Consider the following 17,335-nt stretch of genomic DNA (forward strand, 5'->3'; position numbering starts at 1 on the left):
CATCGGCAGGCCCAAGGGTCAGGATCAATTCCGGCGTCCCCTGATGACCTCGGCGGCCTGGCGCCAGGTGGAGCCGGCAAGGATCGAGCCGTGCATGGGCTGGGCTTTGTCCAGCTCGCTTCGGCGGTGGATCTCGCTGCGGCGCCTGAGCCCGGCGCCACCGGCGTCGCGGAAAATGTCGGCGAAGCTCTCGGGTGCCGGAGAGTTCTCGGGAACTTCCACGGGGACGTCGCCGCTGTGCAGGACGTTGATGGCGTGCTCGGTGACACCCAAGAGGAAGCGCTTGTCGCCGGCGTCGACCACCACCACGGAGGCCTTTTGGCCGACAGTCTGCCGGCTGACCACTGTCAGGGTGGTGTTGGCCCGGCGTCGGCCCTTGGCCTTTCCTTTGAGGAGGCGGCGCTGCAGGACCCAGATGAGTCCCAGCACCGCGCCCAGGGCCACCAGCACGCGCAGCCCGAGGATGAGCGAATCCATCTAGTAGATTCCCTCGGCGACGTCCAGGATGCGGGTGATGCGCACGGCGTAGTCCTGGTCCACGACGACGACTTCACCGTGGGCGATCAGGCGCCCGTTGAGGAGGACGTCTGCGGGTGCACCGGCCGAGCGGTCCAGTTCGATCACTTTGCCCGGTTCCAGGGCGAGGGCGTCCCGCACGGACATGCGGGTACGGCCGATCTCCACGGTGAGGGCCATTTCGACGTTGCTGATCAGTCCGAGGCGGGCCGAAACAGCGCCGGAGTGGGTGTTCCGAGCGGCAGCGGTGTCCTGCACGGTCCCGTGTTCGCGGACCCGGACGGCGAACCAGCCGAACGCCTGCCCGCCGTCGGGCGAGGGAGACTGGCGCAGTTCGAAAACAGCGGTTTCGGAGTCCGACAGCAGCCCGGCGGCGTCTTCTTCGCGCAACTCCCCCAGCACGCCGGCGTCGAACGCGTCGGCTGCGTGTTCCATCGCCGGACGCAGGATGTCAACGGCCGACACGACTCCGCTGGGCAGCCCGCCTTGGGGTGTGCCGCCGCTAAACCCGCCGGCGGCCGCCAGGAAGGAACGGTCCGTGAGGATGAGGGCGAAGTCCGCGGTCACGGCGCCCACGAAAGTGGCCGTGACCGCGAGCGGTGCATATGCCGCAGCGGCCTGGGACGGGACAATGCCGGAGACGTGCAGCGTGGCGGGAGTCGGCAATTGCATGGCCAGACGCTCGGCCGCGGACTCGTGCAGTGTCAGGGTGATGCTCATCGCTGGTTCTCCTCGATTGTGACGATGACGGCGGCTGCACGGGAGCCGTTGCGGGCCGGTGCTGCGGTGGCCAGCCGGGTGCCGTTGATGGCGACGTCGAACGGCCGGTTCTCCAGGTGCGGCAGCGCAATGACGTCCCCGACGGCGAGGCCCAGGATCTGCGCCGGCGTCACCGGAGTGGGGCTCAACTGGATGGCAACGTCTACCGGCACTTGGGTGACCTGGGCCCGGACCAGTGCCTCGGTGTCGCGGCTGTGGACAGTGGGATTCACGTCGCCGAGCCCGGAAAGGAGGATGTCGGCGGGAATCGCGAGACTCGCTGCGGCAAGGCTTTCGCCCACCTTCACGGTGAAAGAGGCCACGATCATGAGTTCCGCCGGAGCAGCGGCCTGGGCGAACTGGGAGTTGTACTGGATGACGTCCATGCGCACCGGGGTGGTCAGGAGGGCGCCAAGCGAATAGCTCAGGTCCTCCAGTCCGTCTTCCACCATGCGGCTGATGAGGGCCTGCTCGATCTGGGTGAACTTCCGATCCGGGACCGCCGTCTCACTGGCCCCGCCCAACATGCGGGTGACCCAGGACAATGCCGCGGTGGCTGGAAACTGCATGACCAGGCGCGACTCGCTGCCCTCAATGCGACACAGGACCATCGAGGTGACCGAAGGCAGGGATGCGGCGTATTCGTCGTAGCTCTGCATAATGAGCTGTTCCAGGGTCGCGGTGGATTTCACGCGGACCTTGGCTGTGAGCTGCGTTCCCCATTGGCGGGCGAACGTCTCGAACGCGACTTCGAGGACGCGGCTGTGCTGGCGCGGCAAGGTGGTGGGCCTGCGGAAGTCATAGACGTCCACGGTGCGCTGCCGTCCCGCCGATTGATCTTCCTGTTCACTCACGGTTGCCACTATCGGCAAGGAAAGCGGGGGCGTAAGGAACTGGTTTTGGGCCGGTTCGCGGGTGACGGCCGGGGGCTGCGTTTCGGAACGCAGCCGCCGGCCGTCACCCACGAACTCAGGCTGGCTTAGGCGCCGGCGCCTGGTTGATCCGCACCATGTTGCCCGAAGGATCGCGGAAGGCGCAGTCGCGGGGACCCCACGGCTGGTCGATCGGCTCCTGCATGACCTCCGCGCCGGAAGCCCTGACCTTTTCGAAGAGCGTGTCGACGTCGTCGGTACGGAAGACGATCGGGCCCAGGACCCCCTTGGTGACCAGTTCCTGGAGGGAGTCGCCGTCGGCCTTGGACCGGCCCGCGTGCGGTTCGGAAAGCACGATTTCAACCCCCGGCTGGTCTGCGCTGCCGAGCGTTACCCAACGGAATCCGCCTTGCGCGACGTCGTTGAGCACCTCAAGGCCGAGGGCGTCCCGGTAGAAGGTGAGTGCTTCGTCGGGATCGTTGACAGTGATGTGTGAGTACTGCAGTGAAATAGTCATGGCAACGACGCTAGTCCGGCGCGGTGACGAGCGCTTCTCGAATCCTGCTCGGTTCCTTGCAGGGGCCTAAGGCGTTCCGAAGCCGGCGTCGCCCAGAACCTTTTTGCCTTCGCTTCCCGTCACCAATGCGATGAAAGCCGCGGCCAGGTCCTTGTTCTTGCTGGTGCCCACGGTGCCCATCGGGTAGGTGTTGACGGCCTTGTCCGACTCGGGGAAGGTGATGCCCTTGACCTTGCCTCCGGCGCCCTTGACGTCGGTGACGTAGACGAGTCCGGCGTCGGCCTCTCCGGAGGCGACCTTGCCCAGGACGTCAGTCACGGAAGATTCTTCGCTGACGGGCTTCAGGGCTGTTCCGGTCGCCTTTTCGATGGTTTGGGCGGCGGAGCCGCAGGGTACTTGGCTCGCGCAGACGACCACCTTGACTCCTGGTTTGGCCAGGTCCGCGAAGGAACTGATCGACGCCGGGTTGGACGGCGGGACGGCAATCGTCAGGACGTTGGTGGCGAAGTTCCTGGCCGTTCCGTCGAGGAGCTTGGCGTCGGAAAGCTTGGCCATGTTCTTCGTATCTGCCGAGGCAAAGACGTCCGCCGGAGCGCCCTGGGTGATCTGCGTGACGAGGTCGGAGGACCCGGCGAAGCTCAAGGCGACCTTGGTACCCGGGTACGCGGCCTCGAATTCGCCTGCCAGTTTGGTGAACGTTGCCTTCAGCGAGGCGGCCGCGTAAACCGTTACCGTGCCCGAAAGCTTTGGCGTCGCGCTGGAGCTATCGGATCCGCTGCTTACAGTGCTGGCGGGACTTCCTGAACCGCAGCCGGCCAGGCTTGCCGCGAGGGCGCCGGCAACGAGCAGCGCGGCGAAAGGCTTGCGGGCGATCCTCATATGGTGCTCTTTCCTTGGGGAGTTTCGATGATGACGGTGGTCGCCTTGACCACGGCTGTGGCCACCGAGCCGAGTTCGAGCCCGAGCTCCCGGACCGCCTCGCTGCTCATGAGGGAGACGACGCGGAACGGACCGCATTGCAGTTCCACCTGTGCCATGACCTTGTCGGCCGTGATGCCGGTGACCAGGCCGACGAAGCGGTTGCGTGCCGAGCGGCCCACCCGGGTGGGATCCTCGGGCAGCTGGGCCTGGTCCCGCGCGACGTGGGCAAGTTCCAGCCCATCCACGGCCAGCCGCCCGGAGTCATCCTTGACGGGGGTCAGGGTGCCGTTCTCGGTCCAGCGCCGGACGGTGTCGTCGCTGACGCCAAGGAACCGGGCTGCTTCAGATACTCGAATATTTGGCATAGCTTCACAATAATCCTCAAATGCGGTGATGACGGCATGTATCTTCCGCAAATCAAATGTGACTGTATTTCCGGTGTTCCCGGCTGGTAGGCGTCCCGGACGCAGCAGAGGTCCCGCCCCACTGGGGCGGAACCTCTGGCGTGTGTGGGCCTACTCCGGGGTAGTCAGTCTGCGGCGACCGCGAGCGCTTCCCGACGCTTGTTCGCTTCGTTACGGGTGGGCCTCGTGCGGATCTTCGCCACGCACGCAGGCATGGCAATAACGGCCAGGTGCTCGCGGGCGCGGTAAGTGCTCGGCGGCACGCCCACGAGTTCCGTGAAACGCGAACTGAAAGAGCCAAGCGACGTACAACCGACCTCCATGCATGCGTCGGTCACACTCATTCCGCCGCGCAGGAGTGCCATCGCGCGCTCGATTCGGCGGGTCATGAGGTAGTTGTAAGGGGTCTCGCCGTAGGCTGCCCGGAACTGCCGAGAGAAGTGCGCCGGTGACATGAACGCATGGCTGGCCATGGTCGGCACGTCAAGCGGCTTGGCGTACTCGCGGTCGATCAGGTCGCGGGCCTTGCGCAAATACGTAAGCCTGGCGATGTCTTCCGGGGTCATGCCACGAGCGTACCTCGGCGCGGTGGCCATTTCCACGGATCCCGACGCCGGCCCGTCACCTGCGCGAGAACCGCTGCCCTATTGGCCGCCGGCCCTCGCCTTGAGCGCCTCGGGGATGAGGGCGCGGACCACTTCGGGTTTATCCGAGAGGACGACGACGTCGACCCTGCGGTTGAGTTCCATCAGCGCCTCGGTGGAATCGTCGTTGACCTGCCTCGCGGATCCGAACGCGACGGCGCCGATGTGCCCGGCCGCTATGCCCCCATGGTCAACGAGGTACCTCAGGACGTTCACGGAGCGCGCAGAAGAAAGCTCCCAGGTAGAGGGGTACGAGGTGATGCCGTTGGCGGCATGGCCTTCCACCATGACTTCAAGGGCCGCCTTGGCGATGGGCGGTGCAATCATGCCAAGGACCTGGCTCGCACGGGGCGTGAGTTCCGGCCGGTCGGGTTCGAAGAAGGTCTGCGATCCCACGAGTTTCACCGTGAGTCCGCGTTCGCTGATCTGGAACTGCACATTGGCACCCAGCCCCGCGGCGTCGAGCTTGGACTTCATGTCGTTGCGCAAGGCGGTGAGCCGGTCCGCTTCCTTGAGCGCCAGGTCCAGGTTGGAGAATCCCTGGGCATCGGCAGCTGTATATTCCGGCGGAACGACTGTCCCGGTGGCGGTGTCCACCTTCTGGCTCGCCACCGTGCCGAAACCGGTGGCCAGCGAATTGCGGAGCTTGTCGAATTTGGCCTGGTCCACCGTGGACATTGCAAAGAGCACGATGAACATGCACATGAGCACCGTGACCATGTCCATGTAGGAAGCCATCCAGCGTTCGTCGACGTGTTCTTCCGCCGGAGGAGAACTGCGGCGGCGGCGGGACCTCATGCTGCCTTGGACGAAGCGAATTTGCCGGGGCGGGCTTCGTCGTCGCTCTTCTTTGCGGATTTCGCCTTGCCGAGCCTGTCCGCGGGAACCATGGCACGGAGCCGTTCGGCGAGCAGGAGAGGCTGGGTCCCGTTTTGCACGGCCAGCATGCCCTCCATCAGGAGGGTCATCCGCTCGATTTCGAGCTCGGAGAGCCGCTTGAGCCGCGAGGCGAACGGCAGCCAGATGAAGTTCGCGGACAACAAACCCCAGAGGGTAGCCACGAAGGCGGAGGCGATCATTGGTCCCAGATGATCGGGAGAGGAGAGGTTTTCAAGGACGTGGGTCAGCGATACCACCGTGCCGATAATGCCGATGGTTGGTGCGTAGCCGCCCAAGCTGGCGAAGAATTTGGCGGAGACGTGGTCGCTGCGCATCTTGGAGTCGATCTCGTCTTCCATGAGGATGCGCAGCTCTTCGGCGTCCGTGCCGTCGGCGATGTTCTGGAGGGCCCGGGCCAGAAAGGGATCCTTCTCGTCCGCAGCCGCCTCTTCAAGGGAGAGGAGACCCTCGCTCCGCGCCCTCTCTGCAAAGCCGATCAGCTGGTCGATGCTGTCCTGCGGCTTGTCCGTCTTTCCTTTGAACGCTTTGGGGAGGTCCTTGAACGCCCGCACCGTGTCCCGGAAGGTGTTCCCGGCCAGGCCTACGGCCAGGGTGGCACCGAAGACCAGGACCATGGGGGCGGGAAGCAGGAGGGCCATGAGGTTGGCGTCTTCGAGGGTCACCATGGCGACCACCGAGCCGAAGGCCAGGAACAGGCCGATTATTGTTGAGGGATCCATGGCTTACCTTCCGTCCGGGTCCGGTGTGCGCACGAGGCTCAAGGGATAGCCCGTCACGGTGGGGAGATCCTGTGCCCGCCGCAGAATATAGGCCCGGTAGTTCGCAATCAGTTCCACGACCTCCGCGAGGCTTTCCCGCACAACGTACGTAGCGCCGTCGAGCGTCACCAGATGTGTGTCCGGACTTTCGTGGATCCGTTCAATGATGTCCGGGTTCACGGCAAAGCGGGTGCCGTTCAGGCGGGTGACAACGATCATGGGCCGTTTCTGCTTTAGGTAGGGAGGCGCTTGTAGGAGGGCGGTTCAGTTCCTACTGTCGGCCAGCAGCACGCTTGCGTTAGCTTGCAGCCGATCTGCGTCGCTCCAGCTACCCCAGCAGCCGAGGTCCACCGATCCGCGATCAGGACTTGCGGACCAAGCGGGCGAGCGCCATGGGAAGCGTCAAAACTGCGACGGCGGGGACCACCCACCAGCTTCCCTCGAATCCGGCTGAACTCAGTGCCGCAGTGACCGCGAAGGACGCGGCTACGGCGAGGGCCACCCTCCAGTCGTCGCCAATGATGAAGTCGTACCAGAACATGCCGAACCGTTTCAGCGCCTCCGCCACCGAGGTCTTGCGCGCTTCAGGCGGGGTCACCCCCGCAATCACGGTGCGGGTCCGCGCCGGGGCGGTTTCCGGATCAGCTGAGTCCAAGGATGCTCCAGCCGTAGAACCGCCGTCGGGGATGACGCCGCTGAATCCCGGGCCGGAATGGCCTGGCGCGGACCCCGCGGCCGGCGTTGCGTTGGACGGACGGCGGCGAAGCACAAGCACGATCGCCAGGGCGATGACCGCCAACGCCGGGATGATGACCACCAGGGAAAGGTCAGCCGCCGGCCATACGGCGCCTGCACCCTCGGCGCCCCAGAAGATGCCAAAGCTCGTCAGCATGATGCCGACAATGAACTTCATGGTGTTCTCCGGCACCCGGGAAAGGGGTCCGCGCACGACGACCGCCGCAACAGCCACCACGGCAACTGCCGATGCGGCGGTCCACGCAGCCAGTCCAAGTTGGCCCTGGATGTTGCCGAAGGTGACCACGATGAACGCAACTTCCAGTCCTTCGAGCAGGACCCCCTTGAAGGAAAGGGTGAAGGCGTACCAATCACTCACTCCGAAGCGGGACCCCCCGGACGCGGACCGTGCCGCGGCGAGTTCCCGGCGATAGATCTCGTCCTCGTCATGAAGGGCCTTGTGACCGCTGGCACGAAGGATGGCCTTGCGCATCCACTGGAGGCCGAAGACAAGGAGGAGCCCTCCGACGAAAATGCGCAGGATGTCCAAGGGAATCAGGGCGATCGCGGGCCCGAAGACGATGACGACGGCGGCCAGGACAACCAGGCCGGCCCCGACGCCGGACAGGGCTGAACGCCAGTCACGGGCAGTGCCTGCCGCCAGGACGATGGTGGCGGCTTCCACTGCTTCGACCAAACAGGCAAGGAAGACCGACAGGAGCAACGCGGTGGTATTCAAGGGTCTCGTTCTCTCTCGGGGGTGAATGTAACGGCTGTTAGATTATAAACCTAATGACCGTGACTCTACACTCATAACCGATCTACAGTTCTGGTGAATGAAAAGTTAAGGGCTTCCAACACCTCGCCCCGCCGCGCTGGCAACGCGAGACGGCAACGCGAGATGAGAGACGGGAGTCCAGGAGCAGCGGCAGATAGAATCCGAACATGCGCCCTGCCGAATCGACCGACACTCCTGACGCAGGCGGGGCAGCCGAATGGCTGATCCTCGTCTACCGCGTCCCTTCCGAGCCCACCCGGTTGCGCGCGGCGGTGTGGCGGCGGCTCAAAGGATTGGGCGCCGTCTATCTGCAGAACTCGATCGCCGCACTCCCGAAGTCGCCGGCATCGGAGCGGGCACTCCAGAAGCTGTGCCACGAAATTCTTGACATGCCCGGAATGGCGATCCTTATGTCTTCGACCGTCGTCGCAGGCGACTCCCACATCCTGGACCTCTACCAATCGGCCCGCACCGATGAGTACGACGAGATCGTTGACCGTTGCAAGGATTTTCTCGGCGGGATCGAGAAGGAATACCGGGCCAACCACTTCACATATGCCGAGCTCGAGGAAAACGAGGTCGACTACACAAAGCTCGTCAACTGGCTCGCCAAAATCCGGGCGCGCGACACCTTCGGGGCACCTGGCTCCGCTGAAGCGGATGCCGCCCTGGCCCAATGCGCACAGGCCTTGGAGGACTACGCAAGCAGGGTCTACGCAGAAGAGTCCGAGGCTCACTAAGGGGCACCCCCGCTAGTCGTATTAGGTCACGTAAACCTTGCGTAATACATGTGATTCCGGTCACGATGGGGCATTTTGGATGGAAATTTAGGTATGGCTAACCTAAAGTTTCAAGCTGTGAGCCCGCATTTTCTTCCCCCGGGCTCCCCAGGTCTTGCTCGCAGAAAGTAGCCCTCATGAAGATTCGCGCTAAAGCGTTGGCCGGCATCGCACTCGCCGCCACCACCGCCCTCAGCCTCGCCGCTTGTGGCAATGGCACCACCTCCTCCGCAGCCAACGGCTCCCCGTCCGCCGACGCTAAAGTGGCCGGTGAAATCACCGTCTACAACGCCCAGCACGACACCCTGACCAAGGAATGGGTGGACGCGTTCACGAAGGAGACCGGCGTCAAGGTCACTGTGCGCCAGGGTTCCGATACCGAGCTCTCCAACCAGATCATCCAGGAAGGCGCGGCATCCCCGGCCGACGTCTTCCTCACGGAGAACTCCCCCGCCATGGCCCAGGTTGAGAACGCCGGCCTCTTTGCCGACATCGACAAGGCCACCGTGGACCAGGTCCCGGCCGAATACCGTCCGTCTACCAACAAGTGGACCGGCATCGCCGCCCGCTCCACCGTCCTGGTGTATGACAAGACCAAGATCAGCGACGACAAGCTGCCCAAGTCCATGCTGGATTTGGCCAAGCCGGAGTGGAAGGGCCGGTGGGCCGCTTCGCCGTCGGGCGCTGACTTCCAGGCCATTGTTGCCGCCCTCCTCGAACAGAAGGGCGAGGCGTCCACCACTGAGTGGCTCAAGGGCATGAAGGAGAACTTCAAGGCATACAAGGGCAACAGCACCGCCATGAAGGCAGTCAACGCAGGCGAAGTCGACGCCGCGTTGATCTACCACTATTACTACTACGGCGACCAGGCCAAGACCGGCGAGAACTCCAAGAACGTTACCCCGTACTTCTTCAAGAACCAGGACCCGGGCGCCTTCTTGTCCGTCTCCGGCGGCGGCGTGCTGAAATCCTCCAAGAACGCCGCAGCTGCCCAGGCATTCATCAAGTTCGTCACCGGCAAGCAGGGCCAGGAAGTCCTCAAGAACGGCACTTCCTACGAATACGCCATCGCTTCCAAGGTGGACTCGAACGCTAAACTCGTTCCCATCAAGGATCTGCAAGCTCCCACCGTGGATCCGGCCAAATTGAACTCCGCAAAGGTCACCGACCTGATGACCAAGGCAGGACTGCTGTAATTCTGTGACCACTGATCTATCGGCCCGCATCTCCCCGGAAATTCCCGAGGCTTCGGCGAGCACGACGACGGCGGGCAGGGGCAAGCGCCCCCGCCCGCCTTTCGGCGTTTCTGCGATTTCCGTCCTGGCCGTGCTGATCGCACTGTTTTCGCTCATCCCGCTGGGGTACGTCGCTTACATGACGGCCGCGACCGGGTGGGACACCGCCGTCGCGCTCATCTTCCGGCCGCGCGTTGGCGAGTTGCTCCTGAACACCGTCATGCTGGTGGTCTTCACGGTGCCCATATGCCTGGTGTTGGGAGTCGGTGGGGCGTGGCTCGTGGAGCGGACGAAGCTGCGGGGGCATCGCTGGTGGGCCGTGGCTCTGGCGGCCCCGCTGGCCATACCGGCCTTCGTCAACAGCTATGCATGGGTGACCGCAGTCCCCTCGCTGGAGGGCATCTGGTCCGGCGTGCTCATCGCCACCCTGTCCTATTTCCCCCTTGTCTACATTCCCGCGGCGGCGACGCTGGGGCGTCTCGACCCCGCGATTGAGCAGTCCGCAGCTTCCCTTGGTTTGGGACCATGGGCCGTCTTCTTCCGGGTTGTCCTGCCTCAACTACGGATCGCCATGACCGGTGGCGCACTCCTGGTGTCGTTGCACCTGCTGGCCGAATACGGCGCGTTCGCGATGATCCGCTTCGACACGTTCACCACCGCGATCATGACCCAGTTCCAATCCACGTTCAACGGCACCGCCGGGAACATGTTGGCGAGCGTCCTGGTGTTTTTCTGCCTCATCCTGCTCCTGGCCGAAGTCAGGAGCCGCGGTACCGCACGCTATGCCCGTATCGGTTCCGGCGCCCAGGCCAAGCCGACCAGGCTTCCCCTGCACCACTACCAGATTCCGTCCCAACTCGCCCTGCTAGCCCTCACGGTCCTTGCCTTCGGATTGCCGGTCTTTTTTGTCCTTCGCTGGGTGGTGGTGGGTGGCGCCCGCGTCTGGTCAGCCGACGAATTCCTTCCGGCACTGCTCCAGACCCTCGCGTATGGCACCGTCGGCGCAGCGGCGACAATCGTCGTCGGCTTCCCCATGGCCTATCTGGCCGTGCGGCACCCCAGCTGGTTCAGCAAGATGCTTGAACTCTCCAATTACGTCACCAGCTCCCTGCCCGGCATCGTGGTGGGCCTCGCCTTCGTGACCGTGAGCATCCGGATGGTTCCGGGCGTGTACCAGACCTCCGGGGTCCTGATTGCGGCCTACGTACTGCTGTTCCTGCCGCGGGCGCTGGTCAACATCCGCTCCGGACTCGCCCAGGCTCCCAAGGAACTCGACGAGGCCGCGCAATCGCTCGGCAAGGCCCCGCTGGTTTCATTCCTGAAAGTGACGCTGCGCCTCACAGCTCCGGCCGCCGCCGGCGGGGCTGCGCTGGTGTTCCTCGCCATCGTCAACGAGCTGACGGCAACACTGCTGCTGTCCCCCAACGGCACGCACACCCTGGCCACCGAATTCTGGAGCAAGAGCAGCGAGATCGACTATTCGGGCGCGGCACCCTACGCCTTGCTCATGATCCTGTTGTCTGCCCCCATGACGTACTTGCTTTTCCAACAGTCCAAGAAAGTAGCCGGACAGTGACCGAACAATCCCCCTCAAGGCTTCCGTCACCCCGCGTAGCGGCTTCGGTGGCTCCCACCACCAACACGCATCTGGACATCGCCGAGGTCACCAAGAACTTCGGCTCGCAAGCCGTGCTGAAGGGCGTGAACCTCTCGGTAGCCAAGGGCGGAACAACCGCCATCGTCGGGCCCTCCGGATCCGGCAAGACCACCCTGTTGCGCCTGATCGCCGGCTTTGAGCATCCGGACACCGGTTCCATCAGCCTCAACGGAAACAAGGTAGCCGGCGACGGTATCTGGGTGCCAGCCCACAAGCGGCATGTTGGCTACGTCGCCCAGGACGGCGCGCTCTTCCCGCACCTTACGGTGGGGCAGAACATCGCGTTCGGGCTGGACAAGTCAGCGCTCGACGGCGGCCGCCGCGCCGTGAAGACGCGCGTCCAGGAGCTGCTCGACATGGTTTCCCTCGATGCGGACATGGCAAAGAGGCGGCCCCACCAGCTCTCGGGGGGCCAGCAGCAACGAGTGGCGCTCGCCCGCGCACTGGCCCGCGAACCGCAACTCATGCTGCTCGACGAGCCGTTCTCCGCGCTCGACGCCGGCCTCCGCGTGGCCACCCGGCGCGCCGTAGCGAAGGTCTTGAACGAAGCCGGGGTCACGACCATTTTGGTGACGCACGATCAAGCCGAGGCCCTGTCCTTCGCGGATCAAGTGGCGATCATGCGCGGCGGCAAGCTGGCGCAGATAGGCAACCCGTTCGTTGTGTACACGCGCCCCGCGGACCGGGCAACAGCCGAATTCCTCGGTGATGCCGTCATCCTGGACGCGTGGATGGAAGGCTCCCTGGCCACGTGTTCCCTGGGCGGCATACCCGTACGCCGTCCCCCGGCACAGGGCCTCGTGCAGTTGATGCTCCGCCCGGAACAGATCCGGATTGCTCCCGATGGTCCCATCCGCGGCGTCGTGGTTGATACCGACTACTTCGGCCCCGAGACCACAGTGCGGATCAAGCTCGCTCCCCGCGTTGCGGCGGCCGGCGCATCCTTGGCCTACCCGGGAGGCGGCGAGATCATCACCATCCGGCACTGGAACGCTTCCATCACCAAGCCCGGCACCGAACTGTGCCTCCGTGTGGTGGGCGAAGGCGTGGCGTTCCCCGTGGAGGATTAGAGAGCGGGCGTGATGCCGCCGATTGCGCACCGCGTCGCGGGCGTGTTAGCGTTGCGGCGATCGTGATCAATCGGCAGGAGGTGAGTCCCATGAACGCAGTATCGGCAATGGGTGCTCCCCTGCAGTCCACGATCGCGCGACTGACTTAGTCGCCACCGGGAGCGCCACACAGGCAATTCGCGAAAGGCGACTCCCATGAACACATCATCTTCTTTACCTTTGCACTCCCGCGAGCGGGCGTTGGTCCTCGGCGGCGGCGGATCGACCGGCAATGCCTGGCTGATCGGCGTCGTCGCCGGCCTCTTCGAGGCCGGGCTGGACGTGACCGACGCCGATCTGACCATCGGCACGTCGGCGGGGTCGACGGCCGCGGCCCAGATCACCAGTGCGCCACCGGCTGAACTGCTTGCCGCCATCCTTGCCCCCGCACCCCCGCCTCGGACTGCTCCGATGGGGTCCGGCGGTGGACGCACTCCGGCCGGGCCAGTGGTCAACCACCTGGAGCGGATCAAGAAGATCATCGCCGATGCTCAAGACGTGGCTGACATGCGCCGGCGAATGGGTGCGGCAGCGCTCGAGATGGAGGCGGCGTCGAATGGCTCCTGGTCAACACAATGGCGCACCACGGTCGCCGCGCGGCTACCCAGCCAGCACTGGCCGGAACGAAGGGTGCTTATCACGGCGGTCGATGCCCGTACCGGTGAACCGGTCGCTTTCGACCGCGACTGCGGAGTCCCCCTGGCGGACGCCGTGGCTGCCAGCTGTTCCAGTGGTATGCCTTACAGGATCGGAGACAACCGATACATCGACGGCGGTTACCGATCCAACGCCGAGAATGCCGATCTGGCTGCCGGATACGGGCGGGTCCTGGTGCTCTCGCCCTTCGGTGGCAGATCACTGCAACCGCTGGAGTGGGGCACGCATCTGGCAACGCAGGTCGACGAACTCGGCGCACGCGGAAGCAGAGTCGAAACGATCTTCCCGGACAGCAACTCCGAGCACATGTTCGGCGCCAATGCCATGGATCTGTCACTGCGTCCGGCCGCGGCCCGCGCGGGTTACGAGCAAGGCACAGCCCTTGCCGGGCAGCTCTCCGAGTTCTGGCGCTGAGTGGAGCGAACCCTACTCACGCTGAAGGCGTGACGACAACCGTTCATGCCTAGGAGGCCGACCGAGGCGGTCAACCGCCGCCTCGGTCACCTTCGCGGCTCAGTCCCGGGCTAAATCCTCGATCATAAGAATCGCATGAATGTCAAGAGTTTTTGCTCCTATTGAGTGATGGATACCTGAAATTGAGTGGTCAAAAGTCATAAACTGAGTGGGCGGCGGACTATGGCTTGAGTATTGATACATACGAGAGAAACGTAATTGGTTATTCCCTCTTGAGAATAACCAAACAATTCCCTCGACCTGTTTCATAAAAACTGTTGACCTCATTTGCCTCACACGCATAATTTGATTATGAAACGCCTGTCCCTCTGAAAGGTGATCCATGTCAAGCAGATCTAAGCTAGGTTCAATGGGAAGTCTTCTACTTGTCGCGCTTGTCGCCAGTGGGGTCGTGGTGTCGAGCGCGGGGGTTGTCTTGCTGGAGAGATTCTAGGCATCGCCTCGATCAAGGAAGCGTGTTTTGACTCCTAAAGGTACTCGTGACATTCCTATTTCCCTGCTTTTATTTGCACTGGTAGCGGTTCTGCTATTCATATCGGCCGCCGGATGTATGCAGCCATGGTGGTCAATACTTGCTGGTATCGCGCTTGTTGGAACCGGCATCGGAGCGTTCGCTGATTTCCAACGCCGTAAGAACTAGCTCTTAAGGTCTCAGATTAGAGCGCCCGGGGGTTGCCGGCCCCGGACAGGCATAGCCTTATGGCATGACGCCAAGCTACAGATACGACGTGGAGATCCTGCATCTTCTCGTGTCGTCCGGCCACGCCTACTTCGGCCGCGCACGCGATGGAGCTGCCGAGGTGCCCACCACGGATGCCGAGCAAGTCGACGTCGTAAGCGGCAAGGGCATCGTCGGTGACCGGTTCTTCGGCAAAGCAGCGCACATGGATGCCGCAGTCACCCTGATAGCCATCGAGTCCCTCGAAGCCATGGCCGCTGAGCTGGGCGTCGCACCCTTTGACCCGCTCCTCACGCGCCGCAACGTAGTCCTTCGGGGAGCCCACCTGGCTCCCCTGATCGGCGAAGAGTTCGCGTTGGAATCCCGTGGCGGCGTTGTTCGATTCCGGGGCGGGCGGCCTGCCCATCCCTGCGCTTGGATGGACCACGTCCTGGCTCCGGGCGCGCACGCCGCCATGCGCGGGCGCGGCGGCGTGCGCTGCCAACCGCTTTCGGATGGCACTCTGCATCGTGGCCCAGCTGTGCTAATTAGCCCCTTGCCGCTTGATCCCGACAAGGCCGGCCAGGCCAACCTCCTCCGGGCTTCCCGGCTTCCGTAGGTCAACTCCTACGGGGTTCCGCGTCGGATGCAGCGATCGAGGAGTTGGCCTGATCAGCCACAGAGCGCTGCCGACGACTCGCCAGGAGGAACGGCACCGCGATCAGCTCGACGACGCGGCTGATCGCCAACGATGCGGAGTAGCCGTACACATCAGCGGCCCTGCCGAGCAGCGGCTGCACCACCACTCCCCCGCTTGATCCCATGAGCGAGTCGAAGCTCAGCACTGTTGCCCGCTGCTTCGACGGGATCATGTCGTTCACGTAGGCCTGCCGCACCGGTGTGGCCGCCGAATCGACCATGGCCCAGAATGTCAATAAGGTCAGGGCCACCCAGAAAACATTCGTGAACCCGAGCACTACCAGAATCGATGCGCTCACCACTCCGCTCAGAATCAACACCGTGGTGCGTTTGCGAACCAGGCGGCGGATACGGGGGGCAAGCCACCCGCCCAACACCTGCGCTCCGGCCACGATGGCCGCGGCCAGCCCGGCCACGGAGTATGCGCGCCGGTCACCGAAGAGCTGAAGCAGGTACGGCTGTAGGGCATAGAACACATAGATCCCGACGCCGGCGCTGAACGGCGCTGCGAGCATCACGTACCGTACGGGTGGATTTTTCAAACCGTTCTCGATCGAGGCGTCGAGGACGGCGCGAGTCGCCTGGAGGGGATGGGCAGAACGTTCGGGGGTGAACCCGACGTCGCGCATGAGCAAGAAGGCCACGACGAACATGGCGAGGAGCACTCCCACGCGAATCAGGAACGGCACGCCCAGGTTGGTCACCTGCGCGATCACCCCGCCGGCCACCGAGCCCGCAAGCATGGCAGCGCCCGACACCATCTGTCCGCGCCCGAGCACTGTCTCCAGGCCGCCGTCATATCCTGTGAAGCGCAACGCGTCGACGAGCCAGGCCTCCACCGCGCCCGAGAAGAAAGTGAAGCCCAGACCGAGCAATACCGACACCACGGCCCACCACCAGAACGGGGCGGAAAGCTGCCAGAGCAGATAGTAGAGGTAGGTGGACCCGGCCAGCGTCACCGTGCCCAGGAGGAAGGAGACCCTGCGGCCCCAACCATCGGCCACCACCCCAGTGGGCACTTCGAACACGACCATCCCGGCCGTGAAGAAGGCGTTCGCCGCAAAGGCCTCGAGGTTGCTGAGTCCCGCATCCAGCAGGAAGAGGGTATTGATCCCCCAGATGAACGAGGCCGCAAGGGTATTGCCAAGGGTCAACGTAAGAAAGATGCTTTGAATCTTTCTGGCGGCGGGGTTCATCAAGGTGCCGTCCCCGCCAGGACGAGGGGGAATCACCAACCCATTCTCGTCCGCTTCGGCTACCCCCGCCAGAGCTGGGCGGGACTCGCTTGGCGCGCCCGCGCCCGGCCCGATTTTCTGGCGATCCTTCGATCTTTCGGCTGGACTGGTTGTCCCGCCTAAAAAGTCGGACCCCTCTGGAATGCTTGGGTTATGGCCGGGAACCGGGGAACACAGCTGATCGGATCGGGCGCGCCGTCGGGCGGCGCAGGTCCGGATATGGCTGTGTCAGATGCCTGGGTGCGGGACTTTATCGATGCCGTTGCCTCGTTCCGGCCCGACGCCGCCGGCACCGAACCTGGCGACCGCGCCGAACTGATCAACCAGTTGCGTGCCCTGGAGGATCTGAAGTCCGCGGCCGCCGCCGCGCAAGCCCGGATCGCGGTCGCGTTCGATGCCGCCCAGCGCAGCGCCGACGCGGACGCAGGCGTCCCGGCCGAGGAACGCGGACGCGGCGTCGCCGCGCAGGTGGCCTTGGCCCGGCGGGAATCCCCGGCCCGCGGGTCCCGGCTCCACGGGCTCGCCAAAGCCCTCGTGACCGAAATGCCGCACACACTCGCCGCCCTCCAGACCGGACAGCTGAATGAATGGCGGGCCACGTTGCTGGTGAAGGAAACGGCCTGCCTGTCCGCCGAGGACCGCTGCGCCGTGGACGAAGAACTCGCCGCCGACACCGGAACCTTCGACGGCGCCGGAGACAAGGCCATCATCGCCGCGGCCCGGACCGCGGCCTACCGCCGGGACCCCCGCTCCGTCACCCGGCGCGCGGCCCGTGCCGCCGAGGAACGGCACGTGAGCCTGCGCCCGGCACCGGACACCATGACCTATCTGACCGCGCTGCTCCCCGTCGCCCAGGGCGTGGCCGTGCACGCGGCCCTGTCCCGGCACGCCGACACCCTCCGCTCCACCGGAGGCGAGACCCGGTCCCGGGGACAGATCATGGCCGACACCCTCGTCGAACGCACCACCGGCACCCCCGGCGGGATCAGCGCGGTGGAAGTCCAGCTCGTCATGACCGACCGCACCCT

At 64.4% G+C, this 17,335-nt stretch carries 19 protein-coding genes; 7 read left to right on the plus strand and 12 right to left on the minus strand.

Annotated elements, in window-relative coordinates; translation table 11 throughout:
* Nucleotides 1-24: 24 nt before the first annotated feature.
* The 11 genes from fliO to AB0323_RS18640 form a co-directional block, all read right to left on the minus strand.
* On the minus strand, nucleotides 25-477 hold the full coding sequence (fliO, locus tag AB0323_RS18590) for a flagellar biosynthetic protein FliO (protein ID WP_366178643.1): 453 nt from the start codon (nucleotides 475-477) through the stop codon (nucleotides 25-27).
* Nucleotides 478-1,236: a flagellar motor switch protein FliN gene (gene fliN, locus AB0323_RS18595; RefSeq protein WP_366178644.1), complete on the minus strand. Its 759-nt coding sequence runs from the start codon at nucleotides 1,234-1,236 to the stop codon at nucleotides 478-480.
* The gene (locus AB0323_RS18600) at nucleotides 1,233-2,129 is read right to left on the minus strand and encodes a flagellar motor switch protein FliM (protein ID WP_364539400.1); all 897 of its coding nucleotides are present in this window, start codon (nucleotides 2,127-2,129) and stop codon (nucleotides 1,233-1,235) included. Before AB0323_RS18600 ends, fliN begins: the two co-directional genes overlap by 4 nt.
* 115 nt (nucleotides 2,130-2,244) lie before the next feature.
* The gene (locus AB0323_RS18605) at nucleotides 2,245-2,664 is read right to left on the minus strand and encodes a VOC family protein (RefSeq protein WP_366178645.1); all 420 of its coding nucleotides are present in this window, start codon (nucleotides 2,662-2,664) and stop codon (nucleotides 2,245-2,247) included.
* A 66-nt stretch (nucleotides 2,665-2,730) separates the two neighbouring features.
* A complete protein-coding gene (modA, locus tag AB0323_RS18610; protein WP_366178646.1) occupies nucleotides 2,731-3,543 on the minus strand; it encodes a molybdate ABC transporter substrate-binding protein in 813 nt (270 codons plus the stop codon).
* Nucleotides 3,540-3,950, minus strand: a complete 411-nt coding sequence (locus tag AB0323_RS18615) for a TOBE domain-containing protein (RefSeq protein WP_364539408.1) — start codon at nucleotides 3,948-3,950, stop codon at nucleotides 3,540-3,542. The genes modA and AB0323_RS18615 overlap by 4 nt, the downstream gene beginning before the upstream one ends.
* A gap of 164 nt (nucleotides 3,951-4,114) precedes the next feature.
* Complete coding sequence (locus AB0323_RS18620; RefSeq protein WP_364539411.1) at nucleotides 4,115-4,555, minus strand: helix-turn-helix transcriptional regulator; 441 nt, start codon at nucleotides 4,553-4,555, stop codon at nucleotides 4,115-4,117.
* Between the two features lie 78 nt (nucleotides 4,556-4,633).
* Entirely contained in the window at nucleotides 4,634-5,431 is a 798-nt protein-coding gene (locus AB0323_RS18625; RefSeq protein ID WP_366178647.1) for a flagellar motor protein MotB, read from the minus strand.
* Entirely contained in the window at nucleotides 5,428-6,252 is an 825-nt protein-coding gene (locus AB0323_RS18630) for a MotA/TolQ/ExbB proton channel family protein (RefSeq protein ID WP_366178648.1), read from the minus strand. Before AB0323_RS18630 ends, AB0323_RS18625 begins: the two co-directional genes overlap by 4 nt.
* 3 nt (nucleotides 6,253-6,255) lie before the next feature.
* Nucleotides 6,256-6,510, minus strand: coding sequence for a flagellar FlbD family protein (locus tag AB0323_RS18635; protein ID WP_269994903.1), 255 nt, complete (start codon nucleotides 6,508-6,510; stop codon nucleotides 6,256-6,258).
* A 142-nt stretch (nucleotides 6,511-6,652) separates the two neighbouring features.
* A complete protein-coding gene (locus tag AB0323_RS18640; RefSeq protein WP_366178649.1) occupies nucleotides 6,653-7,765 on the minus strand; it encodes a hypothetical protein in 1,113 nt (370 codons plus the stop codon).
* Nucleotides 7,766-7,971: 206 nt separating this feature from the next.
* Between AB0323_RS18640 and AB0323_RS18645 the strand changes: the two genes are divergently transcribed.
* From AB0323_RS18645 to AB0323_RS18670, 6 genes are all read left to right on the plus strand, one after another.
* Nucleotides 7,972-8,544 (plus strand): Chromate resistance protein ChrB, encoded by a 573-nt coding sequence (locus AB0323_RS18645; protein ID WP_364539423.1) that lies wholly within the window; start codon nucleotides 7,972-7,974, stop codon nucleotides 8,542-8,544.
* Between the two features lie 176 nt (nucleotides 8,545-8,720).
* Nucleotides 8,721-9,779, plus strand: a complete 1,059-nt coding sequence (locus AB0323_RS18650; protein ID WP_366178650.1) for an iron ABC transporter substrate-binding protein — start codon at nucleotides 8,721-8,723, stop codon at nucleotides 9,777-9,779.
* Between the two features lie 4 nt (nucleotides 9,780-9,783).
* The gene (locus AB0323_RS18655; RefSeq protein ID WP_366178651.1) at nucleotides 9,784-11,394 is read left to right on the plus strand and encodes an iron ABC transporter permease; all 1,611 of its coding nucleotides are present in this window, start codon (nucleotides 9,784-9,786) and stop codon (nucleotides 11,392-11,394) included.
* Entirely contained in the window at nucleotides 11,391-12,545 is a 1,155-nt protein-coding gene (locus AB0323_RS18660) for an ABC transporter ATP-binding protein (protein WP_364539430.1), read from the plus strand. Before AB0323_RS18655 ends, AB0323_RS18660 begins: the two co-directional genes overlap by 4 nt.
* A gap of 195 nt (nucleotides 12,546-12,740) precedes the next feature.
* On the plus strand, nucleotides 12,741-13,655 hold the full coding sequence (locus AB0323_RS18665) for a patatin-like phospholipase family protein (protein WP_366178652.1): 915 nt from the start codon (nucleotides 12,741-12,743) through the stop codon (nucleotides 13,653-13,655).
* Between the two features lie 764 nt (nucleotides 13,656-14,419).
* A complete protein-coding gene (locus AB0323_RS18670; RefSeq protein ID WP_366178653.1) occupies nucleotides 14,420-14,992 on the plus strand; it encodes an MOSC domain-containing protein in 573 nt (190 codons plus the stop codon).
* 1 nt (nucleotide 14,993) lies between these two features.
* Here the strand turns inward: AB0323_RS18670 and AB0323_RS18675 are convergent, their stop codons facing one another.
* Nucleotides 14,994-16,268 (minus strand): MFS transporter, encoded by a 1,275-nt coding sequence (locus AB0323_RS18675; RefSeq protein WP_366178658.1) that lies wholly within the window; start codon nucleotides 16,266-16,268, stop codon nucleotides 14,994-14,996.
* A 192-nt stretch (nucleotides 16,269-16,460) separates the two neighbouring features.
* On the opposite strand from AB0323_RS18675, the gene AB0323_RS18680 reads away from it, so the two are divergent.
* On the plus strand, nucleotides 16,461-17,335 hold an 875-nt coding region (locus AB0323_RS18680), incomplete at its 3' end, for a DUF222 domain-containing protein (protein WP_366178654.1).

This window comes from Arthrobacter sp. NPDC080031 (assembly GCF_040702485.1).
Taxonomy (GTDB): Bacteria; Actinomycetota; Actinomycetes; order Actinomycetales; family Micrococcaceae; genus Arthrobacter.